Source organism: Amphritea sp. (genome assembly GCF_016744155.1).
Lineage (GTDB): Bacteria > Pseudomonadota > Gammaproteobacteria > Pseudomonadales > Balneatricaceae > Amphritea.
The window spans coordinates 53,003-74,333 of the sequence record NZ_JADGEW010000003.1 but is presented as its reverse complement, the minus strand read 5'-3'; the positions used below and the strand labels follow the sequence as shown (position 1 = coordinate 74,333).

The 21,331-nt window shown below is 46.5% G+C and carries 22 protein-coding genes; 4 read left to right on the top strand and 18 right to left on the bottom strand.

The features are described from left to right. Positions 1–25 precede the first annotated feature (25 nt). The 3 genes from QZZ54_RS04060 to dapA form a co-directional block, all read right to left on the bottom strand. Positions 26–979: a 2-hydroxyacid dehydrogenase gene (locus QZZ54_RS04060; protein WP_290699207.1), complete on the bottom strand. Its 954-nt coding sequence runs from the start codon at positions 977–979 to the stop codon at positions 26–28. Positions 980–1,187: 208 nt separating this feature from the next. After that, positions 1,188–2,588 (bottom strand): outer membrane protein assembly factor BamC, encoded by a 1,401-nt coding sequence (gene bamC / locus QZZ54_RS04055; protein WP_290699205.1) that lies wholly within the window; start codon positions 2,586–2,588, stop codon positions 1,188–1,190. A gap of 18 nt (positions 2,589–2,606) precedes the next feature. Continuing rightward, entirely contained in the window at positions 2,607–3,482 is an 876-nt protein-coding gene (dapA, locus tag QZZ54_RS04050) for a 4-hydroxy-tetrahydrodipicolinate synthase (protein ID WP_290699203.1), read from the bottom strand. 226 nt (positions 3,483–3,708) lie between these two features. On the opposite strand from dapA, the gene QZZ54_RS04045 reads away from it, so the two are divergent. Further along, the gene (locus QZZ54_RS04045) at positions 3,709–4,176 is read left to right on the top strand and encodes a peroxiredoxin (protein WP_290699201.1); all 468 of its coding nucleotides are present in this window, start codon (positions 3,709–3,711) and stop codon (positions 4,174–4,176) included. Positions 4,177–4,247: 71 nt separating this feature from the next. Here QZZ54_RS04045 and QZZ54_RS04040 read toward each other — a convergent pair whose 3' ends face one another. Both QZZ54_RS04040 and QZZ54_RS04035 read right to left on the bottom strand, forming a co-directional pair. Continuing rightward, positions 4,248–5,327 carry an AI-2E family transporter gene (locus QZZ54_RS04040; RefSeq protein WP_290699199.1) on the bottom strand — a complete coding sequence of 360 codons (1,080 nt, stop codon included), beginning with the start codon at positions 5,325–5,327 and terminating at the stop codon, positions 4,248–4,250. A 14-nt stretch (positions 5,328–5,341) separates the two neighbouring features. Beyond that, entirely contained in the window at positions 5,342–5,578 is a 237-nt protein-coding gene (locus QZZ54_RS04035; protein ID WP_290699197.1) for a sulfurtransferase TusA family protein, read from the bottom strand. 120 nt (positions 5,579–5,698) lie between these two features. Between QZZ54_RS04035 and QZZ54_RS04030 the strand changes: the two genes are divergently transcribed. Continuing rightward, on the top strand, positions 5,699–7,129 hold the full coding sequence (locus QZZ54_RS04030; RefSeq protein ID WP_290699195.1) for a M48 family metalloprotease: 1,431 nt from the start codon (positions 5,699–5,701) through the stop codon (positions 7,127–7,129). 59 nt (positions 7,130–7,188) lie between these two features. On the opposite strand, the gene QZZ54_RS04025 is transcribed toward QZZ54_RS04030, so the two are convergent. Both QZZ54_RS04025 and QZZ54_RS04020 read right to left on the bottom strand, forming a co-directional pair. Then, positions 7,189–8,673 (bottom strand): alkaline phosphatase D family protein, encoded by a 1,485-nt coding sequence (locus tag QZZ54_RS04025; RefSeq protein ID WP_290699193.1) that lies wholly within the window; start codon positions 8,671–8,673, stop codon positions 7,189–7,191. A gap of 203 nt (positions 8,674–8,876) precedes the next feature. Continuing rightward, on the bottom strand, positions 8,877–10,505 hold the full coding sequence (locus tag QZZ54_RS04020; protein ID WP_290699190.1) for an acyl-CoA synthetase: 1,629 nt from the start codon (positions 10,503–10,505) through the stop codon (positions 8,877–8,879). Positions 10,506–11,021: 516 nt separating this feature from the next. Between QZZ54_RS04020 and QZZ54_RS04015 the strand changes: the two genes are divergently transcribed. Together QZZ54_RS04015 and QZZ54_RS04010 are read left to right on the top strand one after the other, a co-directional pair. After that, positions 11,022–12,536: an ATP-binding protein gene (locus tag QZZ54_RS04015; protein ID WP_290699188.1), complete on the top strand. Its 1,515-nt coding sequence runs from the start codon at positions 11,022–11,024 to the stop codon at positions 12,534–12,536. 12 nt (positions 12,537–12,548) lie between these two features. Next, complete coding sequence (locus QZZ54_RS04010; protein WP_290699186.1) at positions 12,549–13,157, top strand: response regulator; 609 nt, start codon at positions 12,549–12,551, stop codon at positions 13,155–13,157. Between the two features lie 441 nt (positions 13,158–13,598). Here the strand turns inward: QZZ54_RS04010 and QZZ54_RS04005 are convergent, their stop codons facing one another. From QZZ54_RS04005 to QZZ54_RS03955, 11 genes are all read right to left on the bottom strand, one after another. Then, positions 13,599–14,051 carry a PaaI family thioesterase gene (locus QZZ54_RS04005; protein ID WP_290699184.1) on the bottom strand — a complete coding sequence of 151 codons (453 nt, stop codon included), beginning with the start codon at positions 14,049–14,051 and terminating at the stop codon, positions 13,599–13,601. A gap of 115 nt (positions 14,052–14,166) precedes the next feature. Beyond that, complete coding sequence (locus QZZ54_RS04000; protein ID WP_290699182.1) at positions 14,167–14,562, bottom strand: GIY-YIG nuclease family protein; 396 nt, start codon at positions 14,560–14,562, stop codon at positions 14,167–14,169. 82 nt (positions 14,563–14,644) lie between these two features. Beyond that, a complete protein-coding gene (locus tag QZZ54_RS03995) occupies positions 14,645–15,358 on the bottom strand; it encodes a hypothetical protein (protein WP_290699180.1) in 714 nt (237 codons plus the stop codon). 94 nt (positions 15,359–15,452) lie between these two features. Then, positions 15,453–15,959 (bottom strand): DUF3859 domain-containing protein, encoded by a 507-nt coding sequence (locus QZZ54_RS03990; protein ID WP_290699178.1) that lies wholly within the window; start codon positions 15,957–15,959, stop codon positions 15,453–15,455. 433 nt (positions 15,960–16,392) lie between these two features. Next, positions 16,393–16,869 (bottom strand): hypothetical protein, encoded by a 477-nt coding sequence (locus tag QZZ54_RS03985; protein WP_290699176.1) that lies wholly within the window; start codon positions 16,867–16,869, stop codon positions 16,393–16,395. Between the two features lie 94 nt (positions 16,870–16,963). Further along, positions 16,964–17,278 (bottom strand): hypothetical protein, encoded by a 315-nt coding sequence (locus QZZ54_RS03980; RefSeq protein WP_290699174.1) that lies wholly within the window; start codon positions 17,276–17,278, stop codon positions 16,964–16,966. Between the two features lie 652 nt (positions 17,279–17,930). After that, the gene (locus tag QZZ54_RS03975; protein WP_290699172.1) at positions 17,931–18,611 is read right to left on the bottom strand and encodes an RNA polymerase sigma factor; all 681 of its coding nucleotides are present in this window, start codon (positions 18,609–18,611) and stop codon (positions 17,931–17,933) included. A gap of 13 nt (positions 18,612–18,624) precedes the next feature. After that, complete coding sequence (locus QZZ54_RS03970) at positions 18,625–19,056, bottom strand: c-type cytochrome (protein ID WP_290699170.1); 432 nt, start codon at positions 19,054–19,056, stop codon at positions 18,625–18,627. Beyond that, positions 19,053–19,655 carry a ferritin-like domain-containing protein gene (locus QZZ54_RS03965; protein WP_290699167.1) on the bottom strand — a complete coding sequence of 201 codons (603 nt, stop codon included), beginning with the start codon at positions 19,653–19,655 and terminating at the stop codon, positions 19,053–19,055. The genes QZZ54_RS03970 and QZZ54_RS03965 overlap by 4 nt, the downstream gene beginning before the upstream one ends. Positions 19,656–20,094: 439 nt before the next feature. Further along, entirely contained in the window at positions 20,095–20,898 is an 804-nt protein-coding gene (locus QZZ54_RS03960) for an alpha/beta hydrolase (RefSeq protein WP_290699165.1), read from the bottom strand. A gap of 2 nt (positions 20,899–20,900) precedes the next feature. Then, positions 20,901–21,320 (bottom strand): PaaI family thioesterase, encoded by a 420-nt coding sequence (locus tag QZZ54_RS03955; protein ID WP_290699163.1) that lies wholly within the window; start codon positions 21,318–21,320, stop codon positions 20,901–20,903. Between the last annotated feature and the right edge of the window lie 11 nt (positions 21,321–21,331).

The following is a 21,331-nucleotide window of genomic DNA, read 5'->3' as shown; positions in this document are numbered from 1 at the left end:
AGCCCGAGATTATTCTAGCCCCAGCTTAATTGACCCACCTTATCTGCTCACCCTTTGCTAAGCCTTCAATGGTTTCAACGATCTGATCGACTATTCGCTGGCGAGCCTGAACACTCCCCCAGGCACTGTGCGGCGTAATAATTAGATTAGGAATATCATCGGCAAGTAGTGGGTTGCCATTGACCGGTGGTTCTTCTGTCAATACATCGGTGGCAGCCCCTGCCAGTTTGCCACTACGTAACGCATCAGCCAGATCAGATTCGTTTACCACACCACCCCGAGCCGCATTGATGATAAAGGCACCGGTTTTCATCTGCGCTATAGCTGTAGCATCGATCAAATCTTTGGTATGTTCTGTCAACGGACAGTGCAAACTCAATACATCCACCTGGGGTAGCAATTCTGCCATCGCTAATCGCCCTCCCACGGTTTCACCTCCAGCCCGTTGAGCGATCACAACATCCATACCAAAAGCGCCTGCCAGTTGCGCGACACCCGACCCCAGGTTGCCATACCCCACAATTCCCAGAGTCTTACCCCGCAACTCCTGAATCGGATAGCTCAATAGGCAGAATTGATCTGCACGAGCCCACTGGCCATCACGGGCAGCCTGGTTATATTGGAGAAGATTAGTATGCAACGCCAACATCAGCGTCATAACATGCTGAGCCACCGAATCAGTACCGTATGCCTGGCAGTTGGAAACGCTGACCCCCAGCTCAGCAGCGGCCGCCAGATCAACATTGTTCGTGCCGGTTGCTGCGATACAGATATGTTTCAACTGACTGGCACCAGCCAATGCTGCCCGGTCGAGCACTACCTTATTGACGATAACGACTTCGGCAGTATTTATTCTCTCAGACACTTCAGAAGGTGCAGTAGCCGGATAGCCAGTAAAGCGACTAAACAGAGCTTCAAAGGCTGTTAGATTGAGATCATCACAATCAAGACTATTAAGATCAAGAAATACAGCTTTCATAACTATCTCCCACTATAAAGGCTATGAACTGGGCTTTATAAAAAAGCTCACAAAGCGGCTAATTAAACCAGCTCACTAAAATTTAACCATAAAAAAAGAGGCCGACTATCCAGAAGGCCTCTTTTCCCGTACTTATCACTAAACTTGATGAAACTAACTCTTAAAGATACGAGGTCGCCTCAAAAGCCCGCTCAGAAATCAAACAACTTCAAAGCTGCTCTTTAATTCCCCAGAGAAGCTCATCAGCAACCACAACCGGAGCAGATAACCCTTCGGGTGTTTTCACCGTTAGGAAAACTCCATTAGAGGTTCGATTCATATGCAATTGATACTGGCCTGTATGCTCGTACTTGTCAGATGACTCATTATAGACGCCATCCTGGCCGTCGCCAAAGACATAGATAACTTCACCAGCAAGCCAGATTTTGAAACCTTCAGTCTCAGCTGCTTTAGCCTGCTCATCAATACTGTATTGGAACTCAGTATCACCAGCAGCTTCAGCATCACCGTCGACTACTTCGGCCACAATCTCTTTAGAACTGTATACCGGCCCTTCAGCCGCTTTATCGTCACCAAAGCCCAATGCCTTACCCAGAGAGCCAGAGCTCAACGTTAGCGATTTACGATCGGAATGCAACCAAGCGAAGAAACCCATTTTTTCAGTATCTTCATATGGAGTCGATGTAGTGTACGTCATATAGATGACGCCCATCTGCTGATCACGGGTACCTATATCAAAGGTAGTCTTGTCGATCGCCGTATTAATTTCATTCCAGGCCTGATCCACCGGCACAGTAATCTTCAACGCAGGAGAGCCCTTAGAATCACGCCCCATTTGCGGCTTGTTCTTATTCGCACGCTTCATGGCCAATAAGCTATGACTGCTTTCGTCAGAGGTTGATTTGCTCAGATAACGAAGCATCTCAAACATCATATCGGTTTTATAACCTACATCTTCAGCGTCATCAGACCAATTAATAGCCTGATCCTTCTCATCACGAGCTACACGAATATGTTGCATCGCAATGGTAGTGCGATTGAAGTCATTGGCAACTGGACGCAGAGATACTCTGAGCTTATCGCTAACCTCACCCTCAATATCCTGGAAGGTTAAGCGTTTGATCAAACTATCGACAAAGCCAAGATTTTGACCTTCGGTATCGATCCAGGTTGTCTCCATCACCCCTTCCTTAGGAGCAGACTTCGCCAGACCCACATCATTGAAACGCCAGAAATCCTGCAGCTGTATCCAGACATCCGCGATAGGCTCGTCAACAACCAGAACCTTATTGCCACCCTCACTCTTCAGGTTAACTGAATCACTGCCAGAATCAGTATAGAAAAACTCAGGGCGAGGAATAATAAAATCACTACTACGCTGAGAAGCAGTCTGCCCTGCATTAGGAACATCCAGGCGATCCTGCATCAGCTTAGAACGAGCCCGAATTGAAGGCGGAAGTTCCAGTCGTTTAGTCGCCTCAGCCCGCTCATAGTTCTGACTACGATCGTTGATAAGTCCATTCTCACCGTAAATCGGATTTGAATATGAACCACATCCGGCAACACTCAACACTGCTGCTGCCAAAGGCAGCAAGGTGATTATTCTCATTATTCTCGTCCGTTAGTTTCAGATAATTTCGCAGGCTTTCAGTGCATCACGCACTTGAGAGCGGTACTCTTCTGCCAGAACTGTGAGCGGCAAACGAATGCCCTGCCCCATCATGCCCATCTCCGCCATCGCCCACTTCACCGGAATAGGATTGGCCTCAACAAACATAGCGTTGTGCAGGTTTAGCAAAGAGGCCTGAATAGCTCGCGCTGCATCAGCTTCTCCTGCAATTGCCAGACGACATAACTCACCCATCTGAGCGGGAGCAACATTCGCCGTCACCGAGATATTACCGTCGCCGCCAAGCAGCATCAGTTCTACAGCCGTTCCGTCATCGCCCGAATAAATAGCGAACTCTTTCGGCGCAGCTTCAATCAACTCTTTAGCACGAACCAGATCGCCGGTTGCTTCCTTGATGCCAACAATATTTGGCACACTAGTCAGCCGCAGCACAGTTTCAGGCAGCATATCGCACGCAGTACGCCCTGGAACGTTGTAAAGAATCTGTGGGATATCAACCGCTTCAGCAATAGCTTTAAAGTGCTGATACAAGCCTTCCTGAGTTGGCTTGTTGTAGTATGGAGTCACCAGCAGACAAGCATCTACGCCCGCATCTTTAGCAGCGGCCGTCAGCTCAATAGCCTCACGGGTGGAATTTGCACCGGTACCTGCAATCACAGGGATAGCACCACTTACACGATCCACGACCCGTTTGATAACCTGGCAGTGCTCATCACAGTTTAGTGTTGCAGATTCGCCGGTAGTGCCGACGGCGACGATTGAATCGGTGCCCTTTTCCAGATGGAAATCTACAACTTTATCCAGCGCGTCCCAATCAACATCGCCGTTAGATTTCATCGGGGTAACAAGAGCAACAATGCTGCCAGTAATCATCTTGGTCTCCATCAAGAGGTGTACAGAATGGCCTATGGTACTTGCCAGCGTTTACTGGCTCAACCCATTTCAGCTCAATAAGTTAGCGTGGTCGGAATATAAAAAAAACCGTACGCTAAAGAGCCGCCAAAACTGTTTAATCTGTTATCGTATAAAAAGCGTATCATTCTAACTGATCTCAGTCAGATAAGCGTAGTATTTAAGACAGATTTTTTAAGGATATAGCATGAGCCAGCCAATTATTGATCAAGCGGTAACCGACTTCACCGCACCAGCCACCAGCGAGACCTCTGTGACCCTGTCAGAACTAAAAGGTTCTAACATTGTGATCTACTTCTACCCAAAGGACAGTACGCCTGGTTGCACCACAGAAGGACAGGACTTTCGTGATCTGTATAAAGAATTCCAGGATGCAAAAACGGTTATTTTTGGAGTATCCCGCGATAGCATGCGCGCCCATGAAAACTTCAAAGCCAAACAGTCATTTCCCTTTGAGCTGATCAGCGATCCGGATGAAACATTGTGTAAACTGTTCGATGTTATAAAGCTGAAAAAACTCTATGGAAAAGAACATATGGGAATTGAGCGCAGTACTTTCCTGATCGATGCAGAAGGCGTGCTGCGTAAAGAGTGGCGCAAAGTAAAAGTTAAAGAACATGTTGCAGAGGTATTAGCAGCGGTTCAGGCGCTTTAAAGCAGTCTTTTGTATCTGAAATAAAAAAGCCGGCTTATGCCGGCTTTTTTATTGGAAGGTAAAAACCTTCGTTAACTACTTTCAGCCTCGGCTTTAATAATCGAGTGACTTTTCGGCCAGGCGTTCAGAATAGCTTTAATCAACGTCGCCAGTGGAATGGCAAAGAACACGCCCCAGAATCCCCAGACACTACCGAATATCAGCACTGCGATAATAATCGAAACCGGGTGAAGGTTAACCGCCTCTGAAAACAACAGTGGCACCAGCACGTTACCATCCAGCGCCTGAATAATGCCGTAGGCAAGCATCAGATACCAAAACTCGTTGGTCCAGCCCCACTGAAAGAAACCGATCAGGGCAACGGGCAGAGTTACCAGCGCAGCGCCGATATAGGGGATTAATACAGACAACCCCACAATAATACCCAGCAAGGCTGCATAGTTAATGCCCAGTAATACAAACGCCAGGTAGGTTGTCGATCCAACGATGACAATCTCAATCACCTTACCGCGTACATAGTTCGCGATCTGCTGATCCATTTCAGCCCAGACCTGGCTCAACATCTCTTTTTTCTGGGGTAAGAAAGAAACCCACCAATTCACCAGACTACTACCGTCTTTCAGGAAGAAAAACACCAGAATAGGCACTAGGACTACATAAATTAGTAGAGCGACTAAACCTGCAATAGAGTTCAACGAATAGGTCACTACTAACTGCCCCAGCTGGCTCAACTCAGCGGTAGCCAAGTCAATAATCTGCGTAATCAGCTGTTCAGAAAAAACATCCGGGTATTGCTGGGGTAATAGTAATAAGACAGACTTTGCCTGCGCAACCATTCGCGGAAGTTCATTAAACAGATTGACTGATTGTTTCCAGACCAGCGGCATAATAAACAGCATTAATGAAAGCAAGATGCCAACAAACAGGGTAAACACCATCAAAACTGAGGTGAAATGGGGAACATTACGGTCTTTCAACCAGATAATCATACCCTGCATAAGGAACGCTAAAATGATACTGGTGAATACCGGTGTCAGCGTCTGGCCCAGATAAAGAATCACACTCAGCGCGGCTGCCAGCAGTACCAGTAACAGCATCACCTCTTCATTCGAGAAGTAATTATCGATCCATTTACTGAAAATCTTTCTCACGCTCTGCTCCCTTGTTAGCCGCGCTGAATAATATAGGTATACTGACCATCATTGCTGAACGATTCCAGCATATTATGGTCTGATTGGTCGACAAAAGCCTTGAAATCCCGCTGAGACCCCGCATCGGTGGCAACCACTTTAAGGACTTTACCCGGTGCCAGTTTATGCAGCGCCTGCTTTGCCTTTAGAAGCGGCAGCGGGCAGCTCAGTCCACAGGTGTCGAGTTGTTCATCCCAATGGGTCTCAGTCATGAAGTTTTTCCTGATATGGATACGAGGCCAGCAATATATACCAAAAGCGGGGTTAATATAATGCACAATTATATTAACCCGCCGTTATAACCAGAGAAAATGAGCATAAGGATCATCAACTTGCGCACTGGACTTTTACGCTATTTGCTAGCGGGTTTACTCTCAATCAGCCCGATCACCATCATCGAGGCCAATGAGCTACCGATTATCGCCAATAGTTCTGCGACCATTTCCCTGGAACAAGAATTTCAGCTGGGCCGCATATGGGCAAGAATGTTACGTGGTCAGGCTCCCGAGTATGGCGATCCACTAGTTGTTAATTATCTAAATGGATTACTCTGGCAACTGGCTGCGAGTAGCCAACTTCAGGATCATCGACTGGATCTTATCGTATTAGATAACCCAAACCTTAACGCCTTTGCCGTACCTGGAGGTGTTGTCGGCATCAATTCAGGCCTATTGCTGGGTGCAAAAGATGAACCGGAACTCGCCTCTGTTATCGCCCACGAGCTTGCTCACTTGTCCCAGCGCCATTACGCGCAGCAGCTTGAAGAGAGCCGTCGCAATACCCCGTTAGTACTTGCGGGTATTCTCGCTAGCATTCTCTTGAGCAGTGTCGATACACAAGCCGGCATAGCAGGCATCAGCTCGACGATGGCTGCAGGACAGCAAGCAGGTCTCAACTTCAGCCGCCGTAATGAGCAGGAAGCCGATCGTATCGGCATGCTCAATTTGGTCAGCTCTGGCTTCGACCCTTTTGCTATGCCGCGTATGTTTTCCAGAATCCAGCGCTCAAGCCGTTTTCTCGGCCAGAAGCCCCCTGAATTTTTGCTTACCCACCCGGTTAGCGAGTCTCGCATTGCCGATGCTGAAAACCGTGCCCGCCAATTACCCAGCCCAGTGTACAAACCTCAGAAATTTGATTTTCAGCTAATAAAAAAGCGCATTGAAGTTTTCTATGCCAACAACCTTAAACAGCTAATCAAAGGCTATCAGGAGAGTGCCACAGATGACCCACTAAGCGGTTACGGTTTGGTAATCGCACTGATTAAAACGGGTAAATATCAGCAAGCCAGCACCGCGCTGAACGACCTGCCCTCAAATCTTCGCCAGCACCTCTATGTTCGCCTGACGGAAGCTGAACTAGCACTGGCCTCTGGAGAGACTAAACAAGCGGTGCAACAACTGGATGGCCTGAGCAAGCTATACCCGGACAGCTACCCTGTCGACCAGCTTTACGCTAAAGCCTTGAGGGCAGATAACCAATTTAAGAAATCAGCACAGATTCTCACGAAGCTGAGTCAGCAGTACCCTGCAAATAGTTATATCTGGTACGAGCTGTCTGAAACCCGCGGACAGGCAGGCGATACGCTGGGTGTGCACGAGGCGCGCACCGAGTATTTTCTCCTCACCGGCAATACCGCTAAAGCACTAAGACAGATTGAGTTTGCCTTGCGCGAAAAAAATCTCAGCAGCAGTGATATCGCCAGGCTTGAAGATCGCAGAAGAGAAGCAGAAAGTATTCGCGATGAGATTAAGAATGCTTTTTAAACGCTAAATACCTGTATATACAGCAGGCCAAGCCTGCCTCACCTTCATACACAAACGGCTCACTGAATTGGATAATAGGGATTATCTTTACCTTCACTCATCCAGTTCACCCATAGCTTGTGATCTGTGCCAACCTCCAGCGTGACGTAGTTACGGCAACGAATATATTTATCCGACGCGAAGGGTGTCAGCATCGATATCTGGATGTCTCTATTCTCATCCAGATACTCATCCCGGTCATTGGTAACCGCCATAATGCCGATCCACTGCAGCTTACTGGGGGCCGGATGGACAATACCGGAAGACACCACCTGATGAATTTTACAATCTTTGGCTTTATCGTTAATCACACCTATACAGCCCAGGTGCACATCTCCGGATAAGATAACGGTCTTGCTCTTCGAATTAACATCGGTGCGGCGTTTAGCATTTTCCAACAACCGGTGCACTAACCGCGCCCGCTCTCCCTGATGCTCCTTGGATCGCCAGTGATCTTTAAGGTCATCGGTGAGCTCTTCCTCCCATGGAGTGGCATCAAGCACACCTTCAGTAAAGCCGAAATCGCGATACACCACCGGCACAGCTGAGAGCACCAAAAGATGCCCTTCTTCATCCAGGTTCGTTAGATACTCATTCAACAACGGCCACTGACTCTCGTTACTCATCACCTGTTTCAGCGAACGCTCGGTGCGATTATCTAATGCCAGAACATGGTAGTTACGGAATTTGAACGCCGACGCATAATGATCCGCGTCTTGATTTAATAACGAAGCATTCGCTCTGGAACGAACCTGAAATAGCTCAAAGTATTTTTTCGCCGTTCTGAATATCATCTGAAAAACATCACAGGTAAGCAGATCATCTGGGAAACTTCCCCAGCCATCAAAAATATCGTGGTCATCCCACATCATCACCGACGGAACAGACGCTAACATCAGACTCATATGTTCGCTGCTCCAGCGATCCTGATAGAGCCGGTCATAAAAGCGGTCGACCTGCCCCTCAAGCGTTTTTGAAACCTTGCGAGCGATTTTCTTTTTGTGGGATAAGCAATTCCACTTTCTGAGTTCGACGACCTCAGTCCAGATACTGTCGGCATATAACTGATCACCGCCCATCAGCATTAACGAAACTGGCTCCGACTGGTGACCTTTAGCCATCTTCTTCCACAACCGAAACGGCTTTTGTGTTTTATGCATCAGATCAAGGGAAGAAAAACCGTTACAGGAGGTATAAACAACTTTCGGCTCTTGCTGCTGTCCGGGAGAATACAGCTGCCAACTATCACGACCGTTTCGACAACAGACCGCCTCGTCAGCAATCATAATTTTATAAGTAAGCGATCTGCCACTATCTGTCACCGGAACATCAACACTGACTCGCCACACTTTAGAAGACGGCGTTTCGCTAATGAAGTGACAAGCCATAGTCTCTCCATCAAAAACAACGTTAACCCAGTCCACATCAGGGTCAGTAGAGAAACAAACGGTATAACGGGTGTCTGACTCTACCCCTAACACAGGCCCTAGCTTCAGTTTTTTCATAGTGAGATCTCCCTGTCCCGGTATTTACGTTCTAAACATAATTGATCACTAACTCTATTCAAACTTACGTTTAAGTTCTGCATAGAGAGTTCAGAATAGATTATTCTGAACAGCAAAGACAAAAAAAGAGACCCTAAGGTCTCTTTTTTAAAATTAGAAGCCAAGGTTTCCACTCAACCGAGGCAAAGATCGAGCTTCAGTGCTTATGAATTCGCTTTATCCCGTAAAACAAACTTTTGAATTTTACCGGTAGAGGTCTTAGGCAATGCACCAAAGACGACCTTTTTAGGCGCTTTAAATTTAGCCATATTTTCCCTACAGAAGTCGATAATCTCTTGCTCGGTGACTTCGGCACCCTCTTTCAGACTGACGAAAGCACAGGGAACTTCGCCCCACTTTTCATCGTCACAGGCGACCACCGCAGCCTCCATAACACTCCGGTTTCGATAGAGCACATCTTCCACTTCAATAGAGGAAATATTCTCACCGCCGGAGATAATAATATCCTTTGAGCGATCTTTTATATCGATGTAACCATCCGAGTGCCATACCGCCAGGTCGCCTGAATGGAACCAGCCACCGGCAAAGCTTTCCTCGGTGGTGGTCGGGTTTTTCAGATACCCCTTCATCACCAGATTACCGCGCATGAAGATTTCCCCCATGGTCACACCATCCTGAGGCACTGGCACCATCGTCACCGGATCGGCAACCATCAGTCCATCTAGCATAGGCGCACGCACACCCTGTCGGGATTTAAGCCGGGCTATTTCTTCATCGGAGCGATCGTTCCACTCCTCATGCCACTCACAGACAACAGACGGGCCGTAGGTCTCAGTCAAACCGTATACATGAGTTACGCTGAAGCCCATTCCTTCCATCCCCTGAATAACAGCTGCGGGTGGTGCCGCGCCTGCAGTCATGACTTTCACGGAATGATTAATACCGGCTTTCATCTCATCCGGCGCATTATTCAACATATTCAAAACAATAGGCGCGCCACAGAAGTGATTTACCTTCTCCTGCTTAATGGCCGCATAGATATCATCGGCCCGAACATGGCGCAAACACACGCTGACGCCGGCACATGCTGCCAGGCTCCAGGGGAAGCACCAACCGTTACAATGGAACATCGGCAGGGTCCATAAATACACAGGATGCTGGCCCATATTCCAGGAGACGATATTACTCATAGCATTGAGGTAAGCCCCACGGTGATGATAAACCACCCCTTTAGGATTACCGGTGGTGCCTGAGGTGTAGTTCAGGCTGATCGCTTTCCACTCATCATCCGGCATCTGCCAGCTGTACTGCGGGTCACCCGAGCCAATAAACTCTTCATAGTCACAACAGCCAATCAACTCACCACCTTCGTAGTAAGGGTCATCAATATCAATCACCAGTGGCTGGTGGGGAATCATTTTTAACGCTTTAGCGATAACCTCAGAAAATTCACGATCAACGATCACCACTTTTGCTTCAGCATGCTGCAATATAAACGCGATCGCTTCAGCATCCAGACGCACATTCAGTGCGTTCAGCACAGCGCCACACATGGGCACGCCGAAATGCGCTTCAAAAAGTTCCGGCAGATTAGGCGCCATCACCGCGACCGTATCTCCCTCGCCAATTCCTTTCTCATTCAGGGCACTGGCTAACCGGCGACAACGGGTATAGGTTTGCGACCAACTACGACTCGTTTGCTGATGAATGACCGCCGTATGATTCGGGAAAACAGACGCGGAACGTTCAAGAAAAGTTAGGGGGCTCAGTGCAGAGAAGTTCGCCGCGTTTTTTTCCAGCCCGAACTGATAGGGATTAGCGTGTGTTGACATAGTTGGTTGCCCTGAAAATCGCCAGGTCCGGTTTAACCTGAAACCATAGCATTGTTATTATTAAGCGTTTTCATTAGTCGTATATTAGGGAAGGAACGAACAAGTCCCATGCGCCTCTGGATTTCAGAGAAACTGGAGATCAAGGCAACAATTACAGGCGTACCGGTTGTACGTCGAAAATTGTTAACACTGAGCTCCGGCTTCTCTGAAAACCCCGAAGGGCGAGCACTAGAACGATCATATGCTTTGTCAGACTGCTTGAAAAGGTCCAGACATTCGCAGCGCTGTCTTTCGCGCATATGATCGTTCTAATGTCCGCAGAGAACACATTAGACTTATTCGCTCCTTCCTTGAGCCTATCTTACAAAATAACTCAACCTAACACCCAGATAAGGGTTTACACTTATTGCATCAACTATAATACGTAATTACCCTGATTAAATAAGTAAGTCTTAAGTCAAACGCTCTCGGGGGGCCATCCCTGCCAGAGATTATTAAGGGGTTTACCCAGACTCAATGAGTATAGAACAAGATCTGAAAGCGATCAGTGATATGGACGAGGGAGAGCGCTCCCGCTTTCTCGTAGAGCAGTCCACCGACATGATCTCCCGTCATACCCCCACAACCGAGTGGACATTCCTGGATGTCAGCCCGGCAGTTGAACGGATGCTCGGCTATACCGTTGAAGAGATGATAGGCACAGCCGGTTACGACCTGTTTCATCCTGAAGATGCCGATAACCTGATCAAACGCTCTGATTCAGTTCGTTATCGTAAAGGGATGTACACCAACGTTTACCGCTACAAGCACAAAAACGGCCACTATATCTGGCTCGAAACCACCAGCCGCACATTAAGGGATGCCGAGGGCAAACCGATAGAAGTGGTTTGCGTATCCCGTGACGTTACCGAACAAACTTTGGCTCAGCAGGCAACCCGTCGTTTGGCCAGAGTTGTCGAATCATCTTCCGATATGATCATGTTCTGTAATCATAAAACGATGCAGCTGACCTATATGAATGAGGCCACCTACATCACCCTGGGTACCGAAAAAGAAAACCCGGTGGTGTTCTATCTGGAACAGATGTTTGAACCCAAAATTTTCGCGTCTCTGGTGCAAGATGCGCTGAGCCATGCCTCCACCCATGGCACCTGGTATGGCAGCATTAAGATGCAGCTCCCCTCCGGCAGAGACCGGACTGCTGAGATACGAGAAGTCATAGCCCACCGTAACCTGAACGATGATATGCAGGTTGAGTACTACTCAATTATCGGCCGGGATATTACCCTGCGGCGTAAAGCTGAAGATGAGATGAAGCGAAACCAGCTAGAGATGGCGCATATCGCACGACTGCTCTCTGTAGGCGAAATGGCATCTGGCCTGGCCCATGAGATCAACCAACCGCTGGCGGCCATTCTCAACTACTGCCGTGGCTCAATGCGACGCATTGAAGAGGGCCGTATCACCTCTGTCGAAGAGATCGGCAGATCGATGGAGCTGATTACCCGACAAGCTAAACGGGCGGCCGAAATAGTCAAAAGGATGCGTAGTTTCGTCAAAAAAACTGAGTATCAGCGGATGGAGTTTTCCCTTAACGAAAGCTGCCAGGAGATTGCAGAGTTTCTGAAACAGGAAGCCCTGGACCACAACACCACCTTTGAATTTGGCTTAGAAAGTGGCTCACTGCTTATCGTCGCCGATAAGATTCAGATCGAGCAGGTACTGGTTAATCTGATCCGTAACGCAATCGAAGCCTATAACGGCTGTGAAAAAAGCCATCGACCCGTTATTATTAGCACCCGCAAAGCAAAAGATTATGTCTATATATCAGTGGCTGACCATGCCAACGGCATCAGCACTGAGGTATTAGAAAAACTGTTTGAGCCCTTCTTTACCTCCAAATCTACCGGCCTTGGAATGGGATTATCAATCTCCCGTACCATTATCGAGGCACACGGTGGCCAGTTATGGGCGGAAAGTGACGGCAAAACAGGCACCCAGTTTTATATAAAAATTCCTGCGAAAGGATAGGACCGAACAGAAATGAGCAGATATAACGGTACCGTTTTTATAGTTGATGACGATGATGATTTTCGTGATTCCATGCAATGGCTACTGGAAAGTGATGACCTGCCCGTTGAGAGTTTCTCTTCGGCTCGGGATTTCCTAAGCAACTATAAAGGCGACAAAGGCTGTATGTTGCTTGATGTACGGATGCCTGAAATAAACGGTCTCGCGCTGCAACAGATCATGCTGGAGCGGGAAATTAACCTGCCCATCATCGTACTTAGCGGCCACGGCGATATTCCCATGGCCGTCACTGCGATGAAGAACGGCGCAATCGACTTCCTGGAAAAACCCTTTGACGATGAAGTGTTGATTCCATTGGTGCAGAACGCTCTGAAAAAAGCGGACACCATGTTTGCCGACCAGCAACAGCAGGAACAGATCGTAAAACTCTACGGCAGCTTAAGCCGTCGCGAGCGTGAAGTGATGGCGCTAGTTGTATCCGGCAAAGCCAACCGTGAGATCGCTGAAGAACTAGGCATCAGTCCAAAAACCGTTGAAGTTCATCGTTCCAGAGTGATGAGCAAAATGCGGGCAGAAAGCCTGCCAGAATTGGTAAATCAGGCTGCTCAGCTGGAAAGCTGAGTAGTGTTAGAGCTAGATAAAATCTAACCGACCCTTTTATCCATTAATCTTTGATGCAGTACTTTTAACCTTAACGTTCCGCCTTGCTGGGCGGGTTAAGACTTTTGGGCGCCCAAAAGTCTTAACAATCTAAAACCGCACCCGCTGTTTGGCCGGCTACGCCGACTTCCCTGCGCGTTTCGCTTAGAAACGGCGCTGTGGAACTCGTCCAAAAAACGGACTCAGACAGTCCTCGCTTAATCCGTTTCTAAGCTGCAATGCTCAGCTACACAGAGGGGAATATGGTCCGTGCCAACCTCTTGTATAGAGCTATTTGCAATTATCCAAAGAAACAACTCCATCCTGTAAAACCCAACAATTAAAGGTAGGAGAAATTTACTCTACCCCTCTTTGGTTCCACTGCTCCCGTTTATCACAGTAAATAAACCTATTCCCATTTATTCAATCAATAACCCAATGTGTAGATTTTGCAGAAGCTAGCTTATTGCCATCTTTATCTTCGACAGTCGCTTCAAAAAACAGTTGTCGTTTCTTTTTCTCAATAAACCTTGCTGTCACATAGATATAGCCAAGATCCGGAGTAACAACTTTTGCATATTTCATTTCCATGTAGCGCGTAAAATTAGGAGGTGAAACCAGCATACTCAATGGGCCAATTGTATTATCGACGGCCGCAGAGACGATACCTCCCTGCATGCCCCCGTATGGATTCAAGTGTTCGTTTAATATGGGGAATCTATTGACCAATACTTTATTCTCGGCGTCATAACTAATCACCTCTCCTTTCATCGCATCAAATACAGGAGGAGGAAAAATAATGTCGTCGATTCGTCCTTTAATGTTTTCTTCTAATATCGCTAGAAGCTCTTTGGGAATTCTGCCTTTATCGATCATCTATGACTACCTTTGACGGTTGAGGTCTAACGCTGCAATAACGGGACGGAAAACTGCGCAGCAGTTTGGAGTTCCGAACCAGCTTGCTGGCGGCAGTTAATTGATTTGTTATAAGTCATTTACCCACCGCGTTCCATTCTGGTTGTAGGCTTGAAACGATGCTGTCTTCAAGGCCAGCTGCGAGGTTGAGATGAAATGTGCCGAAGTGAAGCAAACCATGGTCAGGTAGAGCATAAAGATCAACTTTCAATCCCTGGGATAGCGCTAATTTTAAAGACTTATTGTTTCGTATGTTCGTGCTCTGCGTTGCTGCCGGTTTGCGATAGCCATACATTCTTTTTTTAAGCCGCTGAGTGGTCTTTCCAATGTATTTAGGTACGCCATCGACGACAAAGCAGTAGAGTATATTTGCCGATTCAGCCTCAGCAAATAGCTCTAATTCTGGCGCTTCGTTATCCAGAAACCAGCGACCAACTTTCTTAAATCCAATATCTGTGAGTTTGGTGATCATAGCTATGACTTATAACGCCTTGCTCAGCGGAAAAATGCGAGCGCGAGCGAGTAGTTTTTCCGATGAAGCACCTTGTTAAGCATTATCTCGCCCAGTACTCATTCGCTACTTTCTTGTGATGATTTAAAAAGCTATCTAGTGAATAAGAAGAGTTTGTTAGCAAAATATTTGCGTTAAAAATAAGCTTTTTTGCTTCACCAATTAGTTGTTCTGCATCGTCATACTGTAACCCAAGATCAGATGCATCATAGTACTTCCTTTCACCATCAATCGTTCGTATCTCTTTGTGAGCATAGATTTTATCCCTTGCGGTCTTGATACGTACAGCTAACTCAGATGTTTCTAGATTTTCGTAGCTAGTAATAACTTCCGGGAGAATTCGATCAAATGCCTCTTCTTTTCTCTTTATATCTTCGAGCTGAATATTCTCAATTATTCTTTGAGTTTCACTTTCAGAGTATTCTCCGACAACATTCACTCCACTTGGAGAACAGAACCTTTTCCGCAACTCTTTGATGACACCTTTATCCTGAAGGCCAACAATTACATTCTTGATACTTCCAGATTTTTTATCGTTATCAAATAATATGGAATGCAACTCACTAATTATTCTGGTGTATAAAGCTATGCGGATAACATTTACGCCATCTACTCCATATGAATGATCCCATCTTGAGTAAATATTTTCATCCTTTAGCAGTGGCGCTAGAATTTGCCAATTTTGATCAACAATAAAGTAGTCGCTTATTACTCCCTCATTGATAAAAATTAATTTATCTATTCGATCAGAGATCATATTTCATATGCCTAACGCCCAACATAAAGGGCCGGAGCGTAGCGACGGTCCAAGCCCGAAAGGCGATTTTTAATGTTATTGTTAAATGTTTCAATCATGACTCAACTGTAAAAAATTTTTGGGATACAAGCTGCTGGCCTTTATAGCTGTATATGAACTGCCACTCGCCACTTACCATTTCATAAGGTTCATCAAAAGTGTAACCAGATGTACCGGAAGTAACACCATTCTTTACAGTGACCGGCCGCTTATAGCTATACCCTGTTGATGTAGTGCCATCAGGCTTCTGCATTTCTGGATGTATTACTCTCCAGTCTAAAAGAACCTCTCCATCAGGTAATCCACTTAGCTTATAAGAGAATGCAAAATATAAAGATTTAATTACAGGGATTTGATTTGATTTCTTAATAAGAAAAGACTTTGTGCCTTCATGGATAATTGGTGTTGTGGATATAGGATTTACCCATGAAGTACCACCATTCCTTGTGTAAGCGAAGATTCCATATTCAGTTACATTTCCTTGTGGGGTTACAGCAGATTTTGACGTAGCAAAGCAGGAAAACGAAATAAGGAAAACTAAAAACGATAAGACTAATTTCATAATTCAACATCCCTATTGTTTGTACGAGGTACATACATTTAACGCCCAACATAAAGGGCCGGAGCGCAGCGACGGTCCAAGCCCGAAGGGCGATTTTTGATGTTTTTGTTAGGTTGCATAGATCTGCTACTCACTTAAATGACAACCACAATTTTGGCACTTTTTAATTCTCCAACCTCTTGGCAAGCGTGTAAGGCAACCAGGGCAACGATAAAAACGGAAAAAGAAAATGCCATACACTACAAGGGCTAAGACCAAAGATAACAGCCATGCACCAGTTGGAATACCCATGAAGCCCGCTTGCCCAGAGCTACTGACGTAAATCCAAACACATATCAGAGCAAAGAGGACTCCGCTTATAGCAATGAATCTTGCACGCAAGGCTGAGTATTTTTTCTTCATATCAGTTTCTTCCATGATGCGACCTAACGCCTCATTCAGTCGCCGCTTCAGCGGTCAGCTGAAATGATTTGTTAGCCGTATTAGGCACTATTGAAATTTGGAAATTGTTATACCTGGTAACTAGAGCTTGCCTCATACAGTAAGCTCCGATATACGGAATACTGACCAGCTGAACCAGAGCAAACAAAATAAACAAAAAAAGTGAAGGTATTCCGATAAAACTATTCACTACAAGTAGCACCCAGAACACAACAGCAAGTAAGCACTCGGCTACTGTTGTTCTCCAGAATGCACTCCACCAAACAGGCATAGCAATGGCATCAAAAGATACTGAAGACTCGTTAAACAAAGCCGACGTCTCAGCTGAAATGACATAACCAGCTTCTTTTCGATAATTAATTTCATTCTCGATTATTACAACACGATCTTTGTACTGCTCTTTGTCGATACCTTCCAAGGCTTGGAATAGCTCTGGAATTGAATACTTCGTGTAATCAGGAGGATTCATCCATAACTCCATAGATAGGTTGTACGGCTAACGCCGCCATAAAGGGCGGAGCGCATGCGACGTCCAGCCCGAAGGGCGAGTTTTGATGGCCTTGTTATAAGTTTTGTAGATATTCATTTGCTAGCTTCCTGCTTTTCATAATGATTTGGTGATTCTCAAGTTCCATTTTGTGACAACGTTCCAGTTCACCAACTGTTGTACGAAGTTCCGAAACAAGGCGAGATTTGGTTTCAGGCGCAGATTCGATATCTGAGCTTTTAAGTGAATAAAGAACTCCCTCCGTATAAACACTAAACATGCCGCAATAGACACCTTCTAGCTCTTCATCTTTTGAAGAACTCCAAAGAAAAGCACCTACACAAAGTACAACTACAACGCTTATTACGAAAGTAAACTTCATCAGCTTCATGACTTATAACAGCTAAATATACGACAAAGCACTTGGGGAAATACGACATCCTGTCGACTATCACGCTTAAGTAATAATTGAACATGATGATCTAACCCACTGAAGTAACGAGTATGTTTTAAGTTGAAGGTTGTGAACCTGAAGAAAGACGACAGTCTGTCGTATATCTGTAGAAAAGCGACAAAATAAGTTTTAACAATTGTCATTTGCATTCATCATCCTTAAACCGGTCGGCACTAAATCCTTAGAAACCCAATACTTACATAAATTCACACCCGATAAAACCGTATTGATAGATTAACAAGGAAAGGGTCTGCGGCTCTTTCGAGCAAGCTGCGCAGCAGCATTCGAGCTACGAACAAGTTGCGAAGCAACGTCGAACTAGTCGCGCCGCGCCGGTCTGAGGATAGACAGTGGGCGCGGCTTTAGATTGTTAAGGCCTTTAGCTGTTAAAAGGTCAGCCTTTTTTATACAAGAAGCGCCCGGCAAGGCGGAAACAAAAGTAAAGAAGTACTGCGACAAAGATTAAACAACCTAAGTAAATCATCGCTGCTAGTACCCAGAGGGCATGCTAAAGCAGCTCCCACAAGGAAGTCGTGCAGCAACAGTGGCTAACGCTCCAACAATCAAAGAAGCCACTCTACCCCTTTAATTACCTTTGATTGATTCGCGCCAATACATTGCTGACAACCGCATCACAATGCTCCCCAGCAAATTCAAACACATCAAGGCCTGCTGCCTGGATATGTTGGTCCAAGTGTTGGCGAAGCTTCATTTTAGCTCTGGAATATCGTTTTTTAACAACATCAATTTCCAGATCAAGCGAGATTGCGGTTTCCTGCGTTGTTAATTGCTGTACACCCCGCATCACAAACACACTGGCATAACCTTCAGGTAACTGATCAATTGCTTGCTCAATTATTTTCGTTAGTTGGCCTTGTGCCAACACCTCAGACGGATTCTCTTTATATAATTCAAGCGGCTCATGCCCCTCAATGGAACAAATATCAACAAGCTTATTTCTACGTATTCGCATAAGCGCCTCGTTGCGTACGATACGAGATAACCAACCCACAAACCCATCGGGTCCGGAAAACTGCGCTAGCTTTTCATAGGCAATAACATAGCTGTCCTGAAGGATATCCATCGCATCGGTGTCGTTTTTACATAAGCTGCGCGACAGACGAAACAATCTTTGGTTATAGCGCCGCATTAATGGTTCAAAGGCAGCTGAATTACCCGCTCGGACACGCGTTATTAACGCTAAGTCAGACTCGGAGGAAAAATCGGCATGCAACGTGTTAGCAGTTAATGCCTGTATTGAATAATCCATATAGATCCTATCTTCATTCACAGTCTTTATGGCCCGGCGCTAATGTAGCCAGATAGTCAATCAGCTGTGCTCTAACACCGGCGTCAGAAATACCCGCGAAAGTCATCGAGGTTCCCGGCACTATTTTAGTCGGCGCCTCGAGAAACAGGTCGAGAGTATGCCGATTCCAACGCAGTAAAGATGTTATTAAGGCCTCACTGTACTGGTAACCTTCCTGGCTACCCGCCAACCGACCGAATACACCGCAGTGCTTGGGGCCGGTGCGGTTGTAACCGGGAGAATGGCAGCCCAAACACATAGCATAGTGAGACTTGCCTTCCTGTACCGGTATTGTTTTCTGAACTTCTGGAAGCAGGCCTAAAGCTTGCTCTTGCGCGTATATGCCGTTATTCCATACACTCAATATACAGTATACAAATACCGACATCACACGGCGGCAAATCATGAAAAGAATGCACCTGGCACTGGATCCAGTCCTAGGGCTTGCCTTAATACCGCCCAATGCATAGCTTCATCGGCAAGAATACTGGCCGCTGCTTTAGATAGCTCACGCTGTTCAAACAGCGGTATTGCCCCTGCATAGGCGCTAACGGCTCCCCGCTCCAAACTAGCTGCAAAGGTTAAAACATCAGTTTCGGATTTAAGTTTTTCAACAGGAAATAGATACTTCGCCAGGGGGTCTACTGCTTCAGCTCCTAATGACTTTACCGCTTTAGTCAGAGCATCGATGTGTTCTTTATGATGGCCTTGAAACTGTACTGCGACATTCAATATTGGCGTTGATAATAAGCCACTTTCCGCACCCAATTGATAGGCTGCTACAGCCTCATGCTCAGCAGCGATCGCTGTATTGATAATTTGAATATCAATCATTGTTTGCTTATCTGATGCAGTCGCCACTTTAGCGTTAAGACCAGACAACATAGTGAGAGCCATCGCTGAGAGTGTTAACTGCCCTCCCGAACGAAAAAAGCTTCGACGACTGGGAACTTCTAACGTTGAAGTTGATGGCGCTGGTACTTGCTGTGAAAATAGTTTTGACATAAATCTCTCCATTACGACGACAAAATATGATGTATACCCATAAAGATGCGTCGCGAGGGAAAAGGTGACAAAAACTTTTAATGTTTTTTTATTCTCCGCTGCCAGATTGACCCAGAGAAAGCATCGTCACGTCCAGTATGAGAATATTACTTGGGGGGATTACCTCACCTGTTAGATGCTATATCGGGGCAGCCATAAGACCCCATCCTGTCCGCTCGATGAAAGATTTATGCTAGAACACCTTAATATAGTGAACTCTGGAAATGATAAGTAAGAACACTATGATGGAATCAAAGTGTTCTTCAGGAGAAGAATTTTACTTGGACCACAACCCTATTAACTTAACCTTATAGCACTAGGTGATGCCAGTGCCCAGATATCAGCACGTACTATTAGATATGTGTTAATCAAAATCTCAACACATCATCTGATAATGGGCTTACAAATCCAGTGATCCAATAAACCGCTGCATCACCTTAAGGGTGGCAGCTGGGGCCTGAAGGTGGGGCACATGACCGCAGTCTGGCAGAAAAAGCGCGTCGGCTTTCTCGCCTATGCCACTGACGATATCCTCAACTTGCGCCACTTCACCATACTGATCATCAGCCCCCTGAATAATCAGCGCCGGACAGCTAATCTGATTCAGGTAGTCGGAAAGGTCTAAGGGCTGAAAACGATCCCGTAGCCAGGTTTCACTCCAGGCCCGAAACAGCAGATCGGTACGCTCACCGTGATAACGGGCCAGTCGTTCAGGCAGCTCGGTGGTTTTATACAACTCAACCGCTTCGACAATACCCGCTGTGGTTAGCGAGTCGATACGAATATGTGCCGCTTCGGTGATGATTGCCACTACCCGCTTCGGCAGACAAGCAGCGCCAATAAGGGCGATAGAGCCACCATCGCTATGGCCGACCAGAATAACTTTTTTTAATCCCGCGGCATCCAGAACAGGCTCGAGCCAGTCTCTTCCTTCCTCCTCCAAATAATCGTCAGGACGCGGCAGTGTAATCGGCGATGAGCGGCCATAACCTCGGCGTTCATACACCAACAGATCCAACCCCGCCGCTTCTGCCAGCTGCTGGGGAAACCCTTTCCACATACCGATGTGCCCTAATGCCTCATGCAGTAATACCAGGGTAGGTTTGTCTGTCCCTGCATTTGCAGCATGCCGGCAATGTAGGCCGAATATCTCAGTGCCATCGGCCAAGGTAAACAGGCGTTCCTGCCACTCAATAGAAGCCATACTTAACGCTCCGCCGGGATTGAATAGGTTAATGTGGTATGCGCTACCAGTTCTTCACAGCCTTCGGAACGAATCCAGACTTCACCTACCGCTAACCGCTTACCGACTTTCATCAGATTGCAGCGGGCGACAAGGTCCCGTCCGGACTCCGGCTTGCTCATGAAATTGATATTCAGGTTTGTCGTCACCGCCAGCGGTACCAGGCCAATCTGTCCCAGCAGTGCTGCGTACATACACACATCAGCCAGCGCCATCATAGAGGGGCCTGAGACGGTACCTCCGGGACGCAGATGTTCATCATCTACCGGTAACGTCATCTCCGCCCAGGCATCACCGAGCGCGGTTAAATAACCAAACTTATCACCCTGGGGAAAATGTTCGTTCAGGAAAACGTTCATCTCCTCAACTGTAACGACAGGCATAGACATACTCC